The sequence below is a fragment of the Acidimicrobiia bacterium genome, from assembly GCA_035651955.1.
GTDB lineage: Bacteria > Actinomycetota > Acidimicrobiia > IMCC26256 > JAMXLJ01 > JAMXLJ01.
Map to the genome: position 1 here is coordinate 26,200 of DASRES010000039.1, position 21,740 is coordinate 47,939.

22 protein-coding genes are annotated in these 21,740 nt (G+C 72.6%); 21 read left to right on the top strand and 1 reads right to left on the bottom strand.

Annotation, left to right across the window (positions count from 1 at the left end; all coding sequences use genetic code 11):
- Positions 1 to 46: 46 nt before the first annotated feature.
- The 15 genes from VFC33_08880 (at position 47) to VFC33_08950 (ending at position 11,366) form a co-directional block, all read left to right on the top strand.
- Entirely contained in the window at positions 47 to 814 is a 768-nt protein-coding gene (locus VFC33_08880; protein HZR13351.1) for a prepilin peptidase, read from the top strand.
- Positions 815 to 1,071: 257 nt separating this feature from the next.
- On the top strand, positions 1,072 to 1,326 hold the full coding sequence (locus VFC33_08885; GenBank protein HZR13352.1) for a helix-turn-helix domain-containing protein: 255 nt from the start codon (positions 1,072 to 1,074) through the stop codon (positions 1,324 to 1,326).
- Positions 1,311 to 3,128 (top strand): type IV pilus assembly protein PilM, encoded by a 1,818-nt coding sequence (gene pilM / locus VFC33_08890; GenBank protein HZR13353.1) that lies wholly within the window; start codon positions 1,311 to 1,313, stop codon positions 3,126 to 3,128. Before VFC33_08885 ends, pilM begins: the two co-directional genes overlap by 16 nt.
- 8 nt (positions 3,129 to 3,136) lie before the next feature.
- A complete protein-coding gene (pilO, locus tag VFC33_08895; protein HZR13354.1) occupies positions 3,137 to 3,856 on the top strand; it encodes a type 4a pilus biogenesis protein PilO in 720 nt (239 codons plus the stop codon).
- 1 nt (position 3,857) lies between these two features.
- Positions 3,858 to 4,517, top strand: coding sequence for a hypothetical protein (locus VFC33_08900; GenBank protein HZR13355.1), 660 nt, complete (start codon positions 3,858 to 3,860; stop codon positions 4,515 to 4,517).
- A gap of 43 nt (positions 4,518 to 4,560) precedes the next feature.
- The gene (gene aroC / locus VFC33_08905; GenBank protein ID HZR13356.1) at positions 4,561 to 5,718 is read left to right on the top strand and encodes a chorismate synthase; all 1,158 of its coding nucleotides are present in this window, start codon (positions 4,561 to 4,563) and stop codon (positions 5,716 to 5,718) included.
- A gap of 11 nt (positions 5,719 to 5,729) precedes the next feature.
- A complete protein-coding gene (locus VFC33_08910; GenBank protein ID HZR13357.1) occupies positions 5,730 to 6,287 on the top strand; it encodes a shikimate kinase in 558 nt (185 codons plus the stop codon).
- Positions 6,284 to 7,351, top strand: a complete 1,068-nt coding sequence (gene aroB / locus VFC33_08915) for a 3-dehydroquinate synthase (protein ID HZR13358.1) — start codon at positions 6,284 to 6,286, stop codon at positions 7,349 to 7,351. The genes VFC33_08910 and aroB overlap by 4 nt, the downstream gene beginning before the upstream one ends.
- A 6-nt stretch (positions 7,352 to 7,357) precedes the next feature.
- Positions 7,358 to 7,801 (top strand): type II 3-dehydroquinate dehydratase, encoded by a 444-nt coding sequence (locus tag VFC33_08920; GenBank protein ID HZR13359.1) that lies wholly within the window; start codon positions 7,358 to 7,360, stop codon positions 7,799 to 7,801.
- A gap of 14 nt (positions 7,802 to 7,815) precedes the next feature.
- Positions 7,816 to 8,907 carry a Xaa-Pro peptidase family protein gene (locus tag VFC33_08925; GenBank protein HZR13360.1) on the top strand — a complete coding sequence of 364 codons (1,092 nt, stop codon included), beginning with the start codon at positions 7,816 to 7,818 and terminating at the stop codon, positions 8,905 to 8,907.
- Positions 8,908 to 8,977: 70 nt separating this feature from the next.
- The gene (gene efp, locus VFC33_08930; GenBank protein ID HZR13361.1) at positions 8,978 to 9,538 is read left to right on the top strand and encodes an elongation factor P; all 561 of its coding nucleotides are present in this window, start codon (positions 8,978 to 8,980) and stop codon (positions 9,536 to 9,538) included.
- A gap of 14 nt (positions 9,539 to 9,552) precedes the next feature.
- The gene (gene nusB / locus VFC33_08935; GenBank protein ID HZR13362.1) at positions 9,553 to 9,978 is read left to right on the top strand and encodes a transcription antitermination factor NusB; all 426 of its coding nucleotides are present in this window, start codon (positions 9,553 to 9,555) and stop codon (positions 9,976 to 9,978) included.
- Between the two features lie 56 nt (positions 9,979 to 10,034).
- Positions 10,035 to 10,313 carry an ATP-dependent Clp protease adapter ClpS gene (clpS, locus tag VFC33_08940; protein HZR13363.1) on the top strand — a complete coding sequence of 93 codons (279 nt, stop codon included), beginning with the start codon at positions 10,035 to 10,037 and terminating at the stop codon, positions 10,311 to 10,313.
- A gap of 10 nt (positions 10,314 to 10,323) precedes the next feature.
- Positions 10,324 to 10,848, top strand: coding sequence for a DUF2017 family protein (locus VFC33_08945; GenBank protein HZR13364.1), 525 nt, complete (start codon positions 10,324 to 10,326; stop codon positions 10,846 to 10,848).
- Positions 10,849 to 10,865: 17 nt separating this feature from the next.
- On the top strand, positions 10,866 to 11,366 hold the full coding sequence (locus VFC33_08950) for a DUF2505 family protein (GenBank protein ID HZR13365.1): 501 nt from the start codon (positions 10,866 to 10,868) through the stop codon (positions 11,364 to 11,366).
- A 31-nt stretch (positions 11,367 to 11,397) separates the two neighbouring features.
- Here the strand turns inward: VFC33_08950 and VFC33_08955 are convergent, their stop codons facing one another.
- The gene (locus VFC33_08955; protein ID HZR13366.1) at positions 11,398 to 12,168 is read right to left on the bottom strand and encodes an aldo/keto reductase; all 771 of its coding nucleotides are present in this window, start codon (positions 12,166 to 12,168) and stop codon (positions 11,398 to 11,400) included.
- A gap of 48 nt (positions 12,169 to 12,216) precedes the next feature.
- Here VFC33_08955 and VFC33_08960 point away from each other — a divergent pair, with 48 nt between their 5' ends.
- From VFC33_08960 to carB, 6 genes are all read left to right on the top strand, one after another.
- Entirely contained in the window at positions 12,217 to 14,211 is a 1,995-nt protein-coding gene (locus VFC33_08960) for a copper-translocating P-type ATPase (GenBank protein HZR13367.1), read from the top strand.
- Positions 14,212 to 14,366: 155 nt separating this feature from the next.
- Positions 14,367 to 14,996, top strand: coding sequence for a bifunctional pyr operon transcriptional regulator/uracil phosphoribosyltransferase PyrR (gene pyrR / locus VFC33_08965; GenBank protein ID HZR13368.1), 630 nt, complete (start codon positions 14,367 to 14,369; stop codon positions 14,994 to 14,996).
- Complete coding sequence (locus VFC33_08970) at positions 14,993 to 15,916, top strand: aspartate carbamoyltransferase catalytic subunit (protein ID HZR13369.1); 924 nt, start codon at positions 14,993 to 14,995, stop codon at positions 15,914 to 15,916. Before pyrR ends, VFC33_08970 begins: the two co-directional genes overlap by 4 nt.
- The gene (locus VFC33_08975; GenBank protein HZR13370.1) at positions 15,909 to 17,201 is read left to right on the top strand and encodes a dihydroorotase; all 1,293 of its coding nucleotides are present in this window, start codon (positions 15,909 to 15,911) and stop codon (positions 17,199 to 17,201) included. The genes VFC33_08970 and VFC33_08975 overlap by 8 nt, the downstream gene beginning before the upstream one ends.
- 82 nt (positions 17,202 to 17,283) lie before the next feature.
- Complete coding sequence (gene carA, locus VFC33_08980) at positions 17,284 to 18,384, top strand: glutamine-hydrolyzing carbamoyl-phosphate synthase small subunit (GenBank protein ID HZR13371.1); 1,101 nt, start codon at positions 17,284 to 17,286, stop codon at positions 18,382 to 18,384.
- Positions 18,385 to 18,392: 8 nt separating this feature from the next.
- Positions 18,393 to 21,710 (top strand): carbamoyl-phosphate synthase large subunit, encoded by a 3,318-nt coding sequence (gene carB / locus VFC33_08985; GenBank protein ID HZR13372.1) that lies wholly within the window; start codon positions 18,393 to 18,395, stop codon positions 21,708 to 21,710.
- Positions 21,711 to 21,740: the final 30 nt, after the last annotated feature.

Genomic DNA, 21,740 nt, shown 5'->3' on the forward strand with positions numbered 1-21,740 from the left:
CGGGCTCAACCTCGCCCGCACGCGCGCCGACGCGTAGACCGTGAACGTGGCGACCGCCGTCATCGCAGGGATCTTCGGGCTGCTCGTCGGCTCGTTCCTCAACGTCGTGATCTGGCGGGTGCCACGCAAGGAGTCGGTCGTGAGGCCGGCGTCGCACTGCCCCGAGTGCGACGCTCCGGTCCGCCCGTACGACAACGTGCCCGTGCTGTCGTGGGTCGTCCTGCGTGGGCGCTGCCGCGACTGCCACGCGCCCATCCCCGTCCGCTACCCGCTCGTCGAGCTCGCGTGCGGCGCGCTGTGGGCGGGGCTGGGGTGGCGCTTCGCCGGGTCGTGGGCGCTCCCCGCCTTCCTCGTCCTCGGCGCCGGGCTGCTCGCGCTGTCGGTCATCGACCTCGAGCACTACCTGCTCCCGAACCGGGTCGTGTACCCGCTCGGGATCGCGTGCGCGGTGCTCCTCGCCGTCGGCGCGGTCGGTGACGGCGACCCGGCCCGCTGGCTGCGGGCGCTCGCGGCCGGCGCGGTCGCGTTCGTCGCCTTCTTCACCATCCACCTCGTCTCGCCGCGCGGGATGGGGTTCGGCGACGTCCGCCTCTCGTTCGTGCTCGGGCTCGCGCTCGGCTGGCTCGGGTGGGGCTATGTCGCGCTCGGCCTCTTCCTCGGGTTCGTCTACGGCGCGGTCGTCGGCGTCGGGCTCATCGTGACGCGGCTGCGGTCCCGCCGGGACCACGTCCCCTTCGGCCCCTTCCTCGCCGCGGGCACGCTCACCGCGGCGCTGTGGGGTCACCTCATCCTCGACTGGTACCTCCACCGGTAGAGATGCGGCACTGACGTACGCATTGCGTAGGTCAGTGCCGCATCGTTCATTCCTGCCGCGTGCCGCACCCCCTCGTGCGCGCGCCACGCTTCGCGCGAACGACTCAAGTCGAGGGGGCGGAAATGACGACGCTTCCTGCAGGTCTTCGCCGGGGGACCCGCGCCGAACCTTCCGGGCTGATGGCGCTGTTGACTGGTGTTGCTAGTGAACAGTACTGTGCTCGGAGTCAAAGAGGGGTAGGTAGCGTGACATTTGCGATGCCTGAGCGTGGCCTGCTCACCGTGCGTGAGGTGGCCGCGGAGATGCGGGTGTCGACGATGACCGTGTACCGGCTCATCAAGGCCGGCGAGCTCCCCGCGATCCGGGTCGGGAAGCACTTCCGGATCAAGGGTGGGGACCTGCTGGCGTACCTCGACAGCCGGATCGTCGGCGGCGCGCCGCCCGTCCGGCCCGCACCGCCGGCAGCCGACGACATGCGAGACGTGCGAGGGGGCTCGTGGCCCGGCGGGTGATCGGGCTCGACGTCGGCACGAACGCGGTACGGGTCGCCGAGATCGAGGTCGGCCCGTCGCCGGTCCTGCGCGCCTTCGGTCAGGTCGCGCTCCCGCCCGAGGCGATGCGCGAGGGCGAGATCGTCGACCCCGGCGCGGTCACCGCCGCGATCGAGCGCCTCTGGCGCGAGCTCGGGCTACGCAAGGGTGAGGTCCGCGTCGGGATCGCGAGCCCGCGCGTGATCGTCCGCCCGGTCGAGCTGCCCGCGATGCCCGAGGAGGACCTCGCGGGCGCGTTGCGCTTCCAGGCCCAGGAGCTCATCCCGATCCCGATCGACGAGGCCGTCTTCGACTTCCAGGTCCTCGACACCATGCCGCCGCTCGAGGGCGAGGAGGGGACGGGAACGAGTCGCGTCCTGCTCGCCGCCGCGCACCGCGAGACGGTCACGCGACTCGTCGACGCCGTCCGGGCCGCCGGGCTGCGCGCGGCCGCGATCGACGTCGTGCCGCTCGCGCTCGTCCGCGCGCTGACGATCGTGCCGACCGACGACACCGCGCCCGGCGCGGAGGCGATCGTGTCGATGGGTGGCGGCACGACCGTGGTCGTCGTCCACGAGGCCGGGCTGCCGCGCTTCGTCCGCATCCTCGGCGCGGGTGGCCGCGTCCTCACTGACGCGGTCGCGCGCGACCTCGACCTTCCCGCCGAGACCGCGGAGTCCGTGAAGCGCCAGGGCGACCTCGCGCCTGACGACCTCGGCGCCCGTGCCCGCGCCGCGATCGAGCGGCCGCTCAGCGACCTCCTCGAGGAGGTCCGCAGCTCGATCGACTACTACCGCACGCAACCGGGCGCCGCGCCGCTGCGCCGCGCGCTGATCACCGGTGGGTCCTCACGACTGTCCGGCATCGTCGACCGGTTGTCGAGCGTGCTCGGCGTCCCCGTGGAGGAGGCGCGCCCGCGTGACCACGTCGTGGTCGCGGACATCGGGTTCCCGCCCGAGGAGCTGCCCGCGCTCGACCCGTACCTCGTGGTGCCCATCGGGCTCGCGTTCGGCGGCATCGGCGCGACACGCCGGATCAACCTCACGACGGTCGTGCGTCGCGTCGAGGTGGACCGCCGTCTCGTCGGCGCGCTCGCCGCCTGTCTCGTCGCGCTGATCGTCCTGCTCGGCTTCCTCACCGTGAAGAAGTCGCACGACGTGTCGAACGCGAAGGACGACCTCAAGACGGTGCAGCGGTCGAACACGCAGCTGCAGGCGGAGATCACCCGTCTCGGTGGTGTGCAGGCGGACCAGCGCCAGGTCGAGGCGATGAAGGCACAGGTGACGCAGCTCCTGCAGAACGACGTGTCGTGGGGAACGCTGCTGCAGGGCATCGCGCGCGTCATCCCGGACGACGTCTGGCTGACGAGCTTCCAGGGCACGCAGAGCAAGACCGCGACGGCCGCGCCGTCGTCGGCCGCGAACACCGCGGCCGGCATCTCGGGCAGCGCCGCCACGACGACGACGTCGGGCTCGTCGGGTGCGACGACGTCGACGACCGCGCCGGGAGCCGTGCCCGCGGGCGGGCCGACGGGCACGCTCACGTTCAGCGCGACCGGCCTGGACTTCACGTCGGTCGCGTCGTGGATCCAGCGCATCTCGGACATCCCCGCGCTGTCGAACGTGTGGGTGTCGTCCGCGAGCCGCGGCGGACAGGGTCAGTCCGGCGCGGGCGCGGGCGCAGGCTCGACGGGCCAGAACCTCGTGACGTTCTCGTCGACCGCGACGTTCAACGCGAACGCGCGCTCGAACCGTCTCCAGCAGCTGGAGCAGGGGGACGGATGAGCCCGGCGATGACGAAGCGGATCGTCCCGATCGCCGCCGCGGCGCTCGCCGTGCTGATCGTGCTCGTGTGGTACTTCGGCTTCTACTCGCCGAAGAGCCACGACCTCTCGAAGGTCCATCAGGACACCGACGCCGCGCAGCAGAGCCAGCAGACGTTGCGCGCGCAGCTGAGCAACCTGCGCGGTCTCGAGGCGAACCGCACGAAGGAGCAGGCCCAGCTCCAGCAGCTCTCGGCCGCGGTCCCGGCGACGCCCGATCTCGCGAGCTTCATCCTGCAGGCGAACGACATCGCGACCCAGGCGGGTGTCAACTGGTTGCAGGTCTCGCCGTCGCCGCCGACCGCGGGCACCGCCGGCGCGCCGACGACGATCAACGTCACGATGCAGCTGCAGGGTGGGTTCTTCCAGGTGTTCGACTACCTGAACCGGCTCGAGGACATGCAGCGACTCTTCCTCGTCGACACGGTGAACATCTCGTCGAGTGGCGGCGGCCAGAGCGGCGCATCGGGGGGCGTGACGTCCGACCCGACGCTCTCGATGTCGATCACGGGCCGGATGTTCACGCGTGCGGTGCCGGCGGCACCGGGTGGTGCGGCGGGCGGCACCGGCGGGCCGGGTGGCACCGGCGGGACGGGTGGCACGGGCACGACGCCGACGACGCCCACGACGTCCGGGACGACCACGACCACGGCGTCGTCCACGACGACGCAGAGCACGCAGGTCGGCTGACATGGCGGCGACACGCAACGTCTCGTCCGACACGAAGCGGGTCATGATGATCGGCGGGGTCGGCCTCGTCGTGATCCTCGGCCTGCTCGCGTTCTCCCTGTCTCGCGGGGGCGGCTCGTCGTCGTCGCCGCCGACGACGACCGTCCCGTCGAGCCGGTCGGTGAGCGAGCGCGCGCTCGCGTCCGGCCGGCGCGCGCAGACGTCGCCGAGCACGACCACGACGACTACGACGACGCCCGTCAACTCGATGCCCGACAGCTTCGAGACGTTCACCGAGCGCAACCCGTTCCAGCCCGCGGTCGGCGTGTCGACGGGTGTGACGACGACGCCCGACACGAGCGGCACGACGGGGACCACGCCGACGACCGCGCCCGCGACGTCGGGTACCGCGAGCGGCACCGGCACGGGTACCGGTGCCACGACGGAGACGACGACCGCGAGCCAGAACCCGTCGGCGGGAACGGTCGTGCAGCTCGTCGAGGTCGTGCCCGGCAGCCCGCCGAGCGCGCGCGTGCAGGTCGCGTCCACCGTGTACACCGTGACGCCGGGACAGACGTTCGACACGAGCTACAAGCTCGTCTCGCTGAGCGGTACGTGCGGGCAGTTCCTGTTCGGCGACTCGCCGTTCCAGCTCTGCCAGGGCCAACAGGTCCTGAAGTAGCCCCGGGCCCTCACCGAGCCCGCCTTACACTTCGCACACTGTGCTGCGCTTCCTGACCGCCGGCGAGTCGCACGGCCCCGCGCTGACGGTCATCGTCGAGGGCCTGCCCGCGGGCCTGCCGATCCTCGTCGAGGACGTCGCGTCCGAGCTCGCCCGTCGGCGTCTGGGCTACGGGCGCGGTCCGCGCATGCGCTTCGAGCGCGACGACGTCGAGATCAACGGCGGCGTCCGCCACGGCCGCACCCTCGGGTCGCCGGTGTCGATGGTCATCCACAACACCGAGTGGCCGAAGTGGCAGGAGGAGATGTCGGCCGCGCCCGGCGTCACCGCGAAGCCGTTGCGCCAGCCCCGGCCGGGCCATGCGGATCTCGTCGGCATGCAGAAGTACGGGTTCGACGACGCGCGCGACGTGCTCGAGCGCGCGAGCGCGCGCGAGACCGCGGCGCGCGTCGCGGCCGGTGCGCTCGCGAAGGCCTTGCTCGCGCAGCTCGGCACGTCGGTCCTCAGCCACGTGATCCAGCTCGGCGCGGTGCGCGCACCGGGCGAGCCCCGCCCGACGCCGGACGACCTCGAGCGCGTCGACGACTCGTCCGTGCGGTGCTTCGACCCGGAGGCCGAGGACGAGATGGTGGCCGCGGTGAAGGCGGCCGCGAAGGTCGGTGACTCGCTCGGTGGCGTGGTGGAGGTGCTCGGCTACGGCGTGCCGCCCGGTCTCGGGTCGCACGTCCACTGGGACCGCAAGATCGACGGGCTCCTCGCGCAGGCGCTCATGAGCATCCAGGCGATGAAGGGCGTCGAGATCGGCGACGGGTTCGCGGTGTCCGGTCTGCCCGGCAGCCAGGCGCACGACGAGATCCTGTGGGACGCGGACGCGCGCGAGTACCGGCGCGCGTCGGACCGCGCGGGTGGCACGGAGGGCGGGATGACCACCGGGGAGCTGCTCGTCGCCCGGGTCGCGATGAAGCCGCTCGCGACGTTGAACCGTCCGGTGCTGCGCACGGTCGACACCGAGACGAAGGCCGAGACGGTGTCCTTCAAGGAGCGCACCGACGTGACCGCGGTGCCCGCGGCGGGTGTCGTCGCCGAGACGATGGTCGCGCTCGTGCTCGCGAACGAGGCGATGCGGAAGTTCGGTGGCGACTCGCTCGACGAGCTGCTCCGCAACCACCGCGGGTACCTGGCGTCGCTGCGCGAGTCCTGACCGAGCGAGCCGTGAGCATCTCGCGTGGCCCGCACCTCGTGCTGATCGGGTTGATGGGTGTCGGGAAGTCGACCGTCGGGCGTCGCTGCGCGACCGCGCTCGACCGGCCCTTCGTCGACACGGACGAGCTCGTCGAGACGATCGCGCGCATGCCCGTCCCGACGTTGTTCGCGACGCGCGGCGAGGCGCACTTCCGCGCGCTCGAGAGCCGCGTGCTCGAGGACGCGTGCGCGTCGCCCGTCCCCGCGGTGATCGCGTGCGGCGGCGGTGCCGTGGTCGACGCGAAGAACCGTCGCCGGCTCGAGCGCGCCGGGCTCGTCGTGTGGCTGCAGGCGCCGCCCGCGGTCCTGACCGAGCGCGTCGGTCGCGGCGACGGCCGCCCGCTGCTCGCGGGCCCGGCGGGTGCGCGGCCACGGCCGCCGCAGGTGACGGCCACGCTCGAACGGCTCGCGCTGCTGCGCGAGTCCGCGTACGCGGACGCGGCCGACGCGGTCGTCGACACCGTGGGCCGCAACCCCGCCGAGGTCGCCGACGTGGTGCTGCGCGTGTACCGCGCGACGGTCCCGTGACCGCCTCCGAGACCGTCGTCGGCAACGGCGTCCTGCGCGACGTCGCGCGCGTGCTGCGCGGGCGGCGTCGTGTCGTCGTCGTGACGCAGCCGGCGGTCGCGGCGTTGTATGGGGACACCGTCGCCGAGGCCCTGGGCGGCGTGGGCGTCGCGTGCGAGACGGTCACGATCGGCGACGGCGAGGACGAGAAGTCGCTCACGACGGTCGAGACGCTGTGCCGCCACTTCGCGTCGTCGGGTCTGCTGCGCGCGGACGCGGTCGTCGCGCTCGGTGGCGGCGTGGTCGGCGACACGGCGGGGTTCGCCGCCGCGGTGTACCACCGTGGTGTCGACGTCGTGCAGGTGCCGACGACGTTGCTCGCGCAGGTGGACTCCGCGGTCGGCGGCAAGACGGGTGTGAACCTCCCCGAGGGGAAGAACCTCGTCGGCGCGTTCCACCTGCCGGTCGCCGTCGTCGCCGACACCGCGACGCTCTCGACGTTGCCCGAGCGGGAGTTCCGCTCGGGATTGGGAGAGGTGGCGAAGTACGCGCTCATGCCCCAGGGTGCCGAGGTCGCGGACATCCTCGACGCGCGGCGCGACGACGTCCTCGCGCGTGATCCCGACGTCCTCGGCGACCTCGTGCGCCGGTGCATCGCGATCAAGCAGGCGGTCGTCGACGCCGACCCGCAGGAGCGGACCGGTGTACGCGCGACGCTGAACCTCGGACACACGCTCGCGCACGCGCTCGAGACCGCCGGCGGCTACGACCTCCGCCACGGTGAGGCCGTCGCGGTCGGCCTCGCGTTCATCGGCGAGCTCGCGTACGCGACCGAGCGCGTCGATCGTGACACCGCGGCTCGCTTCCGCGACCTTCCCGCGGCGCTCGGCCTCCCCGTCGACGTCCCCGACGGTGACGCGCTCACGCCCGCCGCGCTGCTCGCGGTGATGCGCCGCGACAAGAAGGCGAAGGGTGGGTTGACGTTCGTCGTGCCCGCCGACCGCGGTCGCGTGCTCGAGACGGTCGACGACCCGCCGGCCGCCGCGCTGGAGCACGCGCTCCGCGCCGTCGGCGTGCGAGGCTGAGCACCGATGCCGACGATCTTGTTGCTCTCGGGCCCGAACCTGAACCTGTTCGGCGAGCGCGAGCCGTCCGTGTACGGGACCGACACGCTCGACGACATGGTGCGCGACGCCCGTGAGGCGGCCGCGGCGCGTGGGTACGAGGTCGAGCACGTGCAGTCGAACCACGAGGGCGACCTCGTCGACGCGGTGCACGCGGCGCGCGGCCGATGCGACGCGATCGTCGTCAACGCCGGCGCGCTCACGCACTATTCGTACGCGCTCGCGGACGCGCTCGCGACGTTCGAGGGCGTGAAGGTCGAGCTGCACGTCTCGAACCCGGCGGCGCGCGAGGCGTGGCGCGCGGAGTCGGTCCTCTCGCCCTTCGTGACGGGCGTCGTCGCGGGGTTCGGCCGCGCCGGGTACCGCCTCGCGGTCGACGGCGCGCTGGCGAAGCTGGGGGAGCGCGCGTGACCGATCTCCCCGCCATGGACGTCGCCGCTCGGACCGACCGGCTGCGGGCCCGCTTCGACGACGACGGTCTGGACGCGCTGCTCGTCACGCGGCTGCCGAACGTCCGTTACCTCACCGGGTTCACCGGCTCGGCCGGCATGGTCCTCGTCGCGCGCGACTGGTCGCTGCTCGTCACGGACGGCCGCTACGCCACCCAGGCCGAGGAGCAGCTCGCCGCGGCCGGCGCGCGTGCCGACGTCGCGATCGGTGCGAGCGGGCTGAAGCAGCGTGACATCCTGCGCGACGCGGTGCGCGACGGCAGCCGGCTCGGGCTCGAGGCGCACGGCGTGACGTGGGCGCAGCAGCGCGCGTTCGCGTCGGAGTGGTTCGGGCACGCCGAGCTGGTCCCCACGGAGGGCATGGTCGAGGCGCTGCGCTGCGTGAAGGAGCCGGCCGAGGTCGCGCGGATCCGTGCCGCGTGCGCGATCGCCGACGACGCGTTGCGCGAGGTCAGCGCGTTGCTCGCGCAGGAGCCGAGCGAGCGCGAGTTCGCGCTCCGGCTCGAGCTCGCGATGCGCGAGCGTGGCGCGAGCGGCAACAGCTTCGACCCGATCGTCGCGTCGGGCCCGAACGGCGCGAAGCCGCACGCGCGCCCGACGGACCGGCGGGTGCAGCGGGGCGAGCTCGTCGTCATCGACTTCGGTTGCGTCGTCGACGGCTACTGCTCCGACATGACGCGCACCGTCAGCGTCGGCGACCCCGGTCCCGAGGCGCGGCGCGTCTGGGACACCGTGCTCGCGAGCCAGCGCGCGGGACGCGACGCCGTGCGCGCGGGAGTCGAGTGCGCGGCCGTCGACCGCGCGAGCCGCGCCGTCATCGACGACGCCGGATGGGGCGACGCGTTCGCGCACGGCACCGGTCACGGCGTCGGCCTCGAGATCCACGAGGACCCGCGGGTGGCCGCGACGGCCCGTGGTACGTTGGCCGAAGGTCACGTCGTGACCGTGGAGCCCGGCGTCTACCTCCCCGGCGTCGGTGGCGTCCGCATCGAGGACACCGTCGTCGTCACGGCGTCCGGTGCCGAGCCCCTCACCGAATTCCCGAAGGAACTCGTCGTCTCGTCATGAGTGAGCGAGCCGCCAGGCGAGCGGAAGCGTGGCCCAGCGGCCCGGCGCCGAAGGCGCCAGGAGCGGAAGCATGAGTGTTTCCACCAACGACCTGCGCAACGGGATGGCCCTCAACCTGCCCGAGGGCCTGATGACGGTCGTCGAGTTCCAGCACGTGAAGCCGGGCAAGGGCGGCGCGTTCGTGCGCACGAAGCTGAAGAACTACCGCACCGGTGCCGTCCTCGAGCGCACGTTCCGCGCCGACGAGAAGGTCCCGCTCGCCGTCATCGACAAGCGCGAGATGCAGTACCTCTACCGCGATGGCGCCGACCTCGTGTTCATGGACGGCGAGAGCTACGAGCAGATGAACGTGCCCGCGTCCGAGCTCGGCAGCGCGGTCAGCTTCATGAAGGAGGGCGACACCGTCATCCTGCCGATGTACCAGGGGCAGGTCGTCGGCGTGGACCTCCCGGCCGCGGTCGAGCTGACGGTGACGGAGACCGAGCCGGGGATCCAGGGCGACCGCGTGTCGGGCGCGCGCAAGCCGGCGACGCTCGAGACCGGTCTCGTCGTGCAGGTCCCGCTGTTCGTCGAGACGGGCGACACGCTGAAGGTCGACACCCGCACCGGCGAGTACCTGACCCGAGCCTGAGACGTGGGGTAGCGATGGCGACGCGGCGCGAGGCGCGTGAGCGGGCACTCGGGCTCTGCTACGAAGCCGAGCAGCGGCTCGTGCCCGCGGAGCGTCTCCTCGCCGAGCAGCCGGTCGCGCCGGACCCCTACGCGAGCGAGGTGCTCGCGGGTGTCGACGACCATCGCGAGGAGATCGACGCCGTGCTTCGCAAGTTCTCGGAGCACTGGGCGCTCGAACGCATGCCCGCGGTCGACCGCGCCGTCCTTCGCATCGCGTGCTACGAGCTGATGTACCGGCCCGACGTGCCGACGGCCGTCGTCATCACGGAGGCGGTCGAGCTCGCGAAGCAGTACTCGACCAAGGATTCCGGGCGCTTCGTGAACGGGATGCTCGGTCGGATCGCCGACCACGTCCGCGACGACGACACCCCCGCGAGCGAGGACACACCCGCGCCGTGATCGCGCGGCTCCGCTCCACCGGGACCGAGCTCGAGGAGCCCGTCCTCGACGAGCCGCTGCTCGACGAGCCGATCGGTGACGAGGACGTCCTCACCGACAAGCCGTGGATCGTCATCGTGTGGAACGACCCGGTGAACCTGATGTCGTACGTCGTGTACGTCTTCCAGAAGCTGTTCGGCTACTCGCGCCAGAAGGCGACGAAGCTCATGCTCGACGTGCACCACAAGGGCAAGGCGATCGTGTCGCACGGCAACCGCGAGAAGGCCGAGACGGACGTCGCCCGCCTGCACGCGCACGGTCTGTGGGCGACGATGGAACGCGACACACCCGCGTGACGGTGCGCGCGTGATCTTCTCCGCGTTCAAGCGCAACCGTCGGGGTGAGCTCGTGGCGCGTCTGCGTCCCGAGGAGGTCGAGCTGCTGCGCCGCCTGCCCGACGAGCTCCAGCCCGTCCTCGACGCCCCACCCGAGCCCGACGTCGCGGGGGAGGGCGACGCGATCCGGCAACGACTGTTCCCGCGCGCGTACCTGGACCCGACCGAGGAGCAGGCCGAGCACGACTGGCAGAGCGCCGTCCATCCGGAGCTCGTGCGCACGAAGCTCGAAGCGCTCTCGTTGCTCACGACGACGCTCGATCGCGCGACGACGACGCGCGGTCGCGTCGAGGTCGTCCTGTCGCCCGAGGAGTCGGAGGCGTGGCTCGGCGTGCTGAACGACGCGCGACTCGCGCTCGGCGTCGCCCTCGGTGTCACCGAGGACCTCGACTACGGGAAGATCCGTCCGGACGACCCGGCGGCCGCCGGGTACAGCGTGTACGGCTGGCTCACCTCACTGCAGGGTCAGCTCGTCGACGCGCTCGCGGGCGGATAGCCGGCAGTTCTCTGACGATGCGCTTCGAGGCCGAGCAGACGTTCCCGGGTGCGTCACCCCGCGACGTCGGCGCGCTCCTCGTCGATCCGGCGTTCGAGGCGAGCGTCGAGCTGCCCGACCTCTCGCCGCCGGAGGTCGTCGCGCGCGAACGCGACGGCAACGTCGCGCTGCTGAAGCTCCGGTACGAGTACACCGGGCAGCTCGATCCGATCGCTCGCCGGTTGCTCGGCAACCGGAAGCTCTCGTGGGTGCAGGAGCTGCGCCTCGACGTCGAGGCCGGTCGCGGTGAGCTGACGTTCGCCGCGGAGGCCGACCCGTCACGGCTGCACGGCCGCGCGGACGTCACGCTCACGGTCGACGGGGACGGCGGCACGCGCCGGCTCTTCGCGGGTGAGCTCGTCGTGAAGGCGCCCGTCGTCGGCGGCATGGCGGAGCGCAGGATCGTCCCCGGACTCCTCCGCCGCCTCGACGTCGAGGCCGACGCGGTCCGCGCGCACCTCTCCCGCCCCGTTCCGTGAAGCGTCACCGCGCCTATGTGGCGGTGCCGCTTCACGAAAGCGTGTCGAGCGCGTGCATCTCGTCGTCGGTCAGCGTGAAGCCGAACACGTCGAGGTTCTGCGCGATGCGTTCGGGTGTCTTCGACTTCGGGATCGCGACGACCTCGTGCTGCACGTGCCACCGCAGCACGACCTGCGCAGCCGTCACCCCGTGCGCACGCGCGATCGCGACGAGCCGCGCGTCGCGCAGGTTCGTGTGCTTGAACGGCGAGTAGCCCTCGACGACCATCCCGCGCTCCCGCGCCGCGGCGAGGAAGCGCGCGTCGAAGCGTGACGGGTCCCACGGGACCTGGTCGAGCGCCGGCGTCTCGCCGGTCGCGGCCGTGAGGCGGTCGACCTGAGCGACGCTGTGGTTGCTCACCCCGACGCTCGTCGCGAGCCCGTCGTCCCGGATCGAGAGGAACCGCTCCCACGTCCGCTCGAGGACGCGGTCGCGCGGTGGCCAGTGCACGAGCCAGAGGTCGACGTGGTCGGTGCCGAGCGCGGCGAGGCTCGCGTCGATCGTCGCCTGCTCGCGACCCGCGTTCTCGGGCGGCAGCTTCGTCGTGAGGAACACCTCGTCGCGCGCGATCCTGCTGTCGCGCAGCGCGCGTCCGATCTCCGCCTCGTTGCCGTACATCGTCGCGGTGTCGATCAGCCGGTAGCCGGCGTCGAGCGCAGCCCGCGTCGCCCGGTACGCGCCGCGACCGCTGAGCTGCCATGTCCCGAACCCGACGAGCGGCATGGCGGCGCCGCTGCGCAACGTGACGGTGGGGACGTCCATCCTCCGAGTGTTGCCCGACGGATACCTCCAGGGGGTATAGTGGCGCGCATGGAGCACCACGGCCAGCACGACGGGCACCACGACCACGGGTCGCACGCCGACGCGTTCCGGCGCCTGTTCTGGTGGAGCCTCGTGCTGACGGTGCCGATCGTTGTCGCGAGCCCGATGGTGGCGGACTGGTTCGGCTACCCGGTCGACGTGCCGGGAGCGGGTTGGGTCGGGCCCATCCTCGGCAGCGTCGTGTTCCTCTGGTGCGGCCGGCCGTTCCTGGCGGGCGCACGCGACGAGCTGCGCGCCCGCGCGCCCGGGATGATGCTGCTCATCGCGCTGGCGATCACGGTTGCATACGTCGCGTCGCTGGCGAGCTCGATCGGCTGGTTCAGCGAGGACTTCTGGTGGGAGCTCGCCGCGCTGATCACGATCATGCTGCTCGGCCACTGGCAGGAGATGAAGGCGCTGGGGCAGGCGTCGGACGCGCTCACCGCGCTCGCCGCGCTGCTGCCGGACACCGCGGACGTCGTCGACGCGCATGGTGACACGCGCACGGTCGCGCTCGACGACCTGCGGCCGGGCACGGTCGTGCTGGTGCGCTCCGGTGCACGCGTCCCCGCGGACGGGACGGTACTCGACGGCGAGGCCGAGGTCGACGAGTCGATGATCACCGGCGAGTCGCGGGCGGTGACGAAGCAGCCCGGCGCCCGTGTCGTCGCGGGGACGGTGGCCACGGACTCCGCGTTGCGCGTCCGCGTCGACGCCGTCGGCGCCGACACCGCGCTCGCCGGCATCCAACGGCTCGTCGCCGACGCGCAGACGTCGCACAGCCGCGCCCAGGCGCTCGCAGACCGCGCGGCAGCACTGCTCTTCTACGTCGCGCTCGCGGCCGCGGTCGTCACGTTCGTCGCGTGGAGCATCGGCGGTGACGTCGGCCGCGCGGTCGGGCTCACCGTCGGCGTCCTCGTCATCAGCTGCCCGCACGCGCTCGGCCTCGCGATCCCGCTCGTCGTCGCGCTCGCGTCCGCGATCGGTGCGCGCGCCGGGATCCTCGTGAAGGACCGGCTCGCGCTCGAACGCATGCGGACGGTCGACACGGTCCTGTTCGACAAGACGGGCACGCTGACGAAGGGCGCTCCCGCCGTCACCGACGTCGCGGGCATCGGGACCGTCGACAGCGCGACCGTCCTCGGGCTCGCCGCCGCGGTGGAGGCCGACTCCGAGCACCCGCTCGCGCGCGCGGTCGTCGAGGCAGCACGGAGTCAGCGTGGCGACGACGTGCCCCGGGCAGTCGGGTTCCGATCATTGACAGGACGCGGCGTGGAGGCCGCGGTCGACGGCACGGTCTACGCGGTCGGCGGTCCCGCGCTGGTGCGCGAGCTCGGCGTCGACCTCCCGCCCGAGCTCGAATCGGCGTTCGACGCGTGGCGTGCGCGCGGCACGACCGTTCTGACGCTCGTACGCGACAAGACGGACATCGTCGGCGCGCTCGCGCTCGAGGACGAGATCCGGCCGGAGGCGCGCGAGGCGGTCGACGCGCTGCGCGGGCGCGGGGTCCGCGTCGTGATGGTGACGGGCGACGCGCGCAACGTCGCCGAGTCGGTCGGGGCGCGGCTCGGCATCGACGAGGTGATTTCCGAAATCCTCCCCGAGGACAAGGACGAGACTGTCGGCGCGCTGCAGGCGCGTGGCCTGCGCGTCGCGATGGTCGGCGACGGCGTGAACGACGCGCCCGCGCTCGCGCGCGCGGACGTCGGCATCGCGATCGGCGCGGGTACCGACGTCGCGATCGAGTCCGCGGGCGTCGTGCTCGCGACGAGCGACCCGCGCGCGGTCGTGTCCGTCGCGCGCCTGTCGGAGGCCGGCTACCGCAAGATGGTGCAGAACCTCGTGTGGGCCGCGGGGTACAACGTCGTCGCGATCCCGCTCGCCGCGGGCGCGCTCGCGTGGGCCGGGATCACGCTCGCCCCCGCGGTCGGCGCCGTCCTCATGAGCCTCTCGACGATCGTCGTCGCCCTCAACGCGCAACTCCTCCGCCGCGTCGCGCTCTGATCTGACTCGCCCGCGTGCCGTTCCGTGAATCGTCACGGCCACAGAGTGGTCGCCACGCTTCACGGAACCGAGGGTGGCCGGGGTGGGCTGCCACCCGTGGTACGGTGACCGCGACCGTGAAGGGAATCCCGTGAGGTTCCTACGGAGGACTGCGCATGCCCGCGCCCGACGCCGGCCCCGCGCCCGCGCACAGCCGAGCCCGAAGCGACACGCCGGCCGGCGCTCCGTTCGTCCTCCGCATCCGGGTCTTCGACGCCGACGACCTGCGCCGGGCCCAGATCCGCATCGCGCACGAGATCGTCGAGCGCAACCACGGCGCCGACGACGTCGTGCTCGTCGGTCTCTACACGCGCGGGCCGGCGATCGCGCGGCGCCTCGCCGCCGCGATCGAGCAGTTCGAGGGCGTGTCCGTGCCCGTCGGGGCGCTCGACGTCGCGTTCTACCGCGACGACATCGGCCTGCGCCCCGTGCAGCCGCTTGGGCCGACCGAGGTCCCCGTCGACATCACCGGGCGCGTCGTGGTGATCGTCGACGACGTGCTCTACACGGGCCGCACGGCGCGCAGCGCGCTCGACGCCCTCACGGAGCTGGGTCGGCCGCGCGCCGTGCAGCTCGCCGTGCTCGTCGACCGCGGCCACCGCGAGCTGCCCATCCGGGCGGACTTCGTCGGCAAGAACCTCCCGACGGCAGACGTCGAGGACGTGCGCGTGCACCTCGCGGAGGTCGACGGCGGCGCCGACGGCATCGAGATCTGGGGACCCGAGGGCACGGGAGCGGCGCGGTGAAGCATCTCCTGTCCGTCGACGACCTGGGGCGCGACGGCATCGAGGACCTCCTCGACCTGTCGGAGAGCTTCGTCGAGGTGACGAGGCGCGACATCCCGAAGGTGCCCGCGCTGCGTGGCAAGACGATCGTGTCGCTGTTCTACGAGGACTCCACGCGCACGCGCCTGTCGTTCGAGACGGCAGCGAAGCGTCTGTCGGCCGACACGATGACGTTCACCGTCGGGTCGTCCTCGGTGAACAAGGGCGAGAGCCTGCGCGACACCGTCATGACCATCGAGGCGATGGGCGTCGACGCCATGATCGTGCGTCACTCGTCGGCCGGCGCGCCGCACCGCGTCGCGACGTGGACGGATGCGAGCGTCGTGAACGCGGGCGACGGGCGCCACGAGCACCCGACGCAGGCGCTGCTCGACCTGCTCACGCTGCGGACGCACCGCGGTCGCGCGCTCGACGGGCTGCACGTGGGGATCGTGGGCGACGTTCGCCACTCGCGCGTCGCGCACAGCGACGTGAAGGCGCTCGGGGCGCTCGGTGCGGACGTCACGCTCGTCGGTCCACCGACGCTCATGCCGGAGTCGCTCGACGGCTGGTCCGCGCAGATCGCGTACGACCTCGACGACGTGCTCCCTGACCTCGACGTCGTGTACCTGCTGCGCATCCAGCTCGAACGGCAGTCGGACGCGCTGTTCCCGTCGCTGCGCGAGTACACGGCGCGCTACGCGCTCACCGAGTCGCGTGCGCGCCGCCTGAAGCCCGACGCGCTCGTGATGGCGCCCGGCCCGATCAACCGCGGCGTCGAGATCGCGGCCGAGGTCGCGGACGGACCGGCGTCGGTCATCACGGAGCAGGTGTCCAACGGCGTCGCCGTGCGCATGGCCGTGCTGTGGTCGCTGCTCGGATCGGGGGGTTCCATTGTCTGAGCTCGTCGTACGGGGCGGGCGCGTCGTCGACGCGACGGGCGAGCGCACCGCCGACGTGCGCGTGCGCGACGGCGTCGTCGTCGAGGTCGGCGAGAACCTGCGCGGGGGAGCGCGCGAGCTCGACGCGGCGGGCTGTCTCGTCGCGCCCGGGCTCGTCGACCTGCACACGCACCTGCGCGAGCCGGGCGACGAGGAGGCGGAGACGATCGAGACGGGGGCGCGCGCCGCGGCCCTCGGCGGGTTCACCGCGGTCGTCGCGATGCCGAACACGCAGCCACCCCTCGACGACGCCGCGGTCGTGGCAGCGGTGCTCGCGCGCGGTGCCGGTACGGCGTGCGAGGTTGTGGCGTCGGCGTGCATCACCAAGGGGCGCGCCGGCGCCGAGCTCGCGCCGATGGCCGAGCTGCACGGCCTCGGCGTGCGGATCTTCACGGACGACGGCAACTGTGTCGGCGATGCCGGCGTCATGCGGCGCGCGCTCGAGTACGCCCGGTCGCTGCCCGGCGCGGTCGTCGCCCAGCACGCCGAGGACCCCGCGCTCGCGCGGGGCGGCCACATGCACGAGGGTGCGTGGTCGAGCCGGCTCGGCATCCCGGGTCGTCCCGCCGCGGCCGAGGACGTCGTGGTCGCGCGTGACGTCGAGCTCGCCGCGATCACGGGGACGCGCGTCCACGTGCTGCACCTGTCGAGCGCGCGCGCCGTCGCGCTCGTGCGCGACGCCAAGGTGCGCGGGATCCCCGTCACCGCGGAGGTCACCCCGCATCACTTCACGCTGACGGACGCGCGCTGCGCGTCGTTCGACCCGGTGTTCAAGGTGCACCCGCCGCTGCGCACCCAGGCCGACGTCGACGCCGTGAAGGCGGGCCTCGCCGACGGGACGATCGACGCCATCGCCACGGACCACGCGCCGCACACGCCCGAGTCGAAGGAGCGCCCGTTCGAGGAGGCACCACCGGGGATGCTCGGACTGGAGACCGCGCTCGCGCTCACGCTCACCGAGCTCGTCGAGCCCGGTGTGCTGACGATGCAGGACGCGCTCGGCGCGCTGTCGTGGCGGCCGGCGCAGATCGCGGGCATCGCGGAGCGTCACGGTGGCCCGATCGCGCCGAAACGCCCCGCGAACCTGTGCGTGATCGACCCCGCGGTCACGTGGGAGGTGGATGCCACCCGTCTCGCGAGCCGGGCCCGCAACACGCCGTTCGCGGGTCGGAAGCTGACGGGCCGCGTCCGCCACACCGTCCTGCGCGGCGAACCGGTCGTCGTCGACGGCGAGGCCCGGCGATGACCCCCACCCACCCGGTTGGTACACAAGTCGCGCCTATGACCGCGACTTGTGTACCAACGCGCCGAGGGGTTGGAGGTCGCGCGTGAGTTCCGCGGCCCGGGAGGCGGTGCTCGTCCTCGCGGACGGGACGACGTTCGAGGGCGAGGCGATCGGCTGGCCCGCGGACGAGCACGGGGACGCCGTCGCGACCGGCGAGGTCGTGTTCAACACCGCGCTGAGCGGCTACCAGGAGATCGTCACCGACCCGTCGTACGCGGGACAGGTCATCGCGTTCACGTACCCGCACATCGGCAACTACGGCGTGAACGGCGACGACGTCGAGAGCCGCCGTCCCGCGTGCCGCGGGGTGATCGTGCGCGACCTCGCGCGGCGGCCGAGCAACTGGCGCGCCACCGACGACCTCGACACGTTCCTGCGCCGTCACCGCGTGCCGGGCATCGCGGGCATCGACACGCGCCGGCTGACCCGTCACATCCGCGAAGCCGGCGCGATGCCGGGCGCGTTCGGCACCGACGAGCACGCGACGCGGATCGCGGCCAGCGAGGCGCAGGCGACCGACGGCATCGACCTCGTAGCCACCGTGACGACGCCCGCCGCGTACAGCGTGGGCGACCCGGCCGCGCCGTTCCTCGTCGTCGCGTACGACTTCGGCATCAAGACGACGATCCTGCGCCACCTCGAGGCCGCCGGTTGCCAGGTCGAGGTCGTCCCCGCGTCCACCACCGCGGAGGACGTCCTCGCGCGCGAGCCCGACGGCGTGTTCCTCTCGAACGGGCCCGGCGACCCGGCCGCGGTCGAGGGCGTGGCCGGCAACGTCGCGAGGCTGCTGGGCGAGGTCCCCGTGTTCGGGATCTGCCTCGGTCAGCAGATCCTGGGGCTCGCGCTCGGCGGACGGACGTTCAAGCTGCCGTTCGGTCACCACGGCGCGAACCATCCCGTGCGTCACGAGCGCGACGGGCGCGTCGAGATCACGAGCCAGAACCACAACTACGCGGTCGACGTCGACTCGCTCCCGGGCTCGGTGGACGTCACCCACGTCAACCTGAACGACGGCGTCGCGGAGGGCTTCCGCCTGCGCGACGTCCCCGCGTTCGCGGTGCAGTACCACCCGGAGGCCGGCCCCGGTCCGCACGACGCGACGTACCTGTTCGACGAGTTCACCACGATGATGGCCGAGGGCTGACCCGCACGATGCCGAGAAGAGACGACCTGCACACGATCCTCATCATCGGCAGCGGCCCGATCGTCATCGGGCAGGCGTGCGAGTTCGACTACTCGGGGACGCAGGCGTGCCGAGTCCTGAAGGACGAGGGCTACCGCGTCGTGCTGGTCAACTCGAACCCGGCGACGATCATGACGGACCCGGAGTTCGCGGACGCGACGTATGTCGAGCCGCTCGACGTGCCGTCGCTGACGCGCGTCGTCGAGAAGGAGCGCCCCGACGCGATCCTGCCGACGCTGGGCGGCCAGACCGCGCTCAACCTCGCGGTCGCGCTCGACGAGGCGGGTGTGCTCGAGCGGTTCGGCGTCGAGCTCATCGGTGCGAGCATCGACGCGATCCACACCGCGGAGGACCGGTCGCGCTTCAAGGCCGCGATGACGGAGATCGGGCTCAAGGTGCCGCGCTCCGGTCTCGCGTACAGCCTCGGCGAGGCCCTGCAGGTCGGCGCGGAGGTCGGCTACCCGCTGATCGTGCGCCCGTCGTTCATCCTCGGCGGCGGCGGGACGGGCATCGCGCACGACGAGGACGAGCTGCGCGAGGTCGCAGGACGCGGCCTCGCCGCGAGCCCCGTCTCCGAGATCCTGCTCGAGCACTCCATCGCGGGGTGGAAGGAGTACGAGCTCGAGGTGATGCGCGACCACGCCGACAACGTGGTCGTCGTCTGCTCGATCGAGAACGTCGACCCGATGGGCGTGCACACGGGCGACTCGGTGACGGTCGCGCCCGCGCAGACCCTCACCGACGTCGAGTACCAGCGGATGCGCGATGCCGCGTTTCTGTGCATCCGCCGCATCGGTGTCGACACCGGTGGGTCCAACATCCAGTTCGCGGTGAACCCCGCGGACGGCGAGATGGTCGTCATCGAGATGAACCCGCGTGTCTCGCGCTCGAGCGCGCTCGCGAGCAAGGCGACGGGCTTCCCGATCGCGAAGATCGCGGCGCGCCTCGCGGTCGGGTACCGGCTCGACGAGATCACCAACGACATCACCGGTGAGACGCCCGCGAGCTTCGAGCCGACGATCGACTACGTCGTCACGAAGTTCCCGCGCTGGGCGTTCGAGAAGCTGCCCGGTGCCGTGCCCGTCCTCGGCACGATGATGCAGTCGGTCGGCGAGGCGATGGCGATCGGCCGCACGTTCCCCGAGTCGCTGCAGAAGGCGGTGCGGTCGCTGGAGACGGGCCGGGCCGGCCTGAACTGCGACCCCGGCGAGGCCGCGTACGACGCGCTCTCGGACGACGAGCTCGTGCGCGCGGCGGCGGTCGCGACGCCCGAGCGGCTGTTCCAGGTCGAGGCCGCGCTCCGCCGGTTCGTCCCCGTGGAGCGCGTCTACGACGCCACCCGCATCGACCCGTGGTTCCTCGACCAGATCCTGCAGATCGTCGAGGAGCGGGATCGCCTCGCCGCGCTCGACGTCGACCGCATGACCCGCGCCGACTGGCGGCGCGCGAAGCGGTTCGGGTTCTCGGACACGCAGCTCGCGTACCTCTGGCACACGGACGCGGGCCGGGTCCGGGACGCCCGGCTCGATGCCGGTGTCGGCGTCACGTACAAGACGGTCGACACCTGTGCCGCCGAGTTCGCGGCGCGCACGCCCTATCACTACGGCACCTACGAGGACGAGGACGAGCTCGCGCCGCTCGACAAGCAGGCCGTCGTCATCCTCGGGAGCGGGCCGAACCGCATCGGGCAGGGCGTCGAGTTCGACTACTGCTGCGTGCACGCGGCGTTCGCGCTGCGTGACGCCGGGTTCGAGACCGTGATGGTCAACTGCAACCCGGAGACCGTGTCGACCGACTACGACACGAGCGATCGCCTGTTCTTCGAGCCGCTCACCGCGGAGGACGTGCGCGCGGTGTGCGAGTCCCTCGACCGCGCCGGCATGACCGGCGGCGGCTCCGTCGCCGGCGTCATCGTGAGCCTGGGTGGGCAGACGCCGCTCAAGCTCGCGCACGGCCTCGACGCCGCGGGCATCCGCGTCCTCGGTACGGCTGCGGACTCGATCGACCTCGCGGAGGACCGCGAGCGCTTCAACGCGCTCTGCGAGCATCTCGGGATCCCGCAACCGGACGGCGGCACCGCGACGTCGTCCGACGAGGCACGCGAGATCGCGACGCGCATCGGGTACCCGGTGCTGGTGCGCCCGAGCTACGTGCTCGGCGGTCGCGCGATGCAGATCGTCTACGACGACGACGGGCTCGACACGGCGATGGCCGAGCTGGGCGCGGCGGGGAGCCTCGGCCGTGAGGGCGGGCTGTCGGCGGAGCGCCCGGCGCTGATCGACCGGTTCCTCGAGGACGCGATCGAGGTCGACGTCGACGCGCTCCGTGACGCGACCGGCGACGTGGTGATCGGCGGGATCATGGAGCACATCGAGGAGGCCGGCGTGCACTCGGGCGACTCCGCGTGCGCGATCCCGCCGCCGACGCTGCCCCCCGCGGTGCTCAACACGATCGAGGAGCACACGCGGGCGCTCGCGGACGCGCTCGACGTGCGCGGTCTGCTCAACGTCCAGTACGCCGTGAAGGACGGCCGCGTCTACGTCATCGAGGCGAACCCGCGCGCGAGCCGGACGGTCCCGTTCGTCAGCAAGGCGACGGGCGTCCCGCTGGCCAAGGCCGCGGCGCGCGTCATGGCGGGCGCGACGCTCGCCGAGCTGCGCGACGACGGCGTGCTGCACCCGCCCGCGGGTGGCGGGCACATCGCGGTCAAGGAGGCGGTGCTGCCGTTCAACCGCTTCCCCCAGGTCGACACCGTGCTCGGTCCCGAGATGCGCAGCACCGGTGAGGTCATGGGCATCGACCGGTCGTTCGGGCTCGCGTTCGCGAAGAGCCAGGCGGGCGCCGGGAACCAGCTGCCCGACCGGGGGACCGTGTTCCTGTCCCTCGCCGACCGCGACAAGCCCGAGGGTCTGCGCGCGGCCCGGCGGTTCGCCGAGCTCGGGTTCTCGCTCGCCGCGACGGCGGGAACCGCGGCCGCGCTGCAGGGCGCCGGCATCCCGGTCGAGTCCGTCGTGGCGAAGGTCGGCGAACCGGTCGGCGTGGACGCCGTCGAGCTCATCTCGTCGGGCAAGGTCGACCTCGTCGTCAACACGCCGCGCGGTCGCACGCAGCGCGCCGACGGCGCGCACATCCGCCAAGCCGCGACCGTCCACCGCGTCGCGTACGTCACGACGGTCGCCGCCGCGCTCGCCGCCGCGGCCGGGATCGCGGAGGCGACGACGCAGGAGCCGACCGTCCGCGCGCTGCAGGAGTACCACGGCGACGGCCAGCTCCGTCTCGAGGTCTGACGTGCCCCGATCGTTCATGCGTCGCCGGTC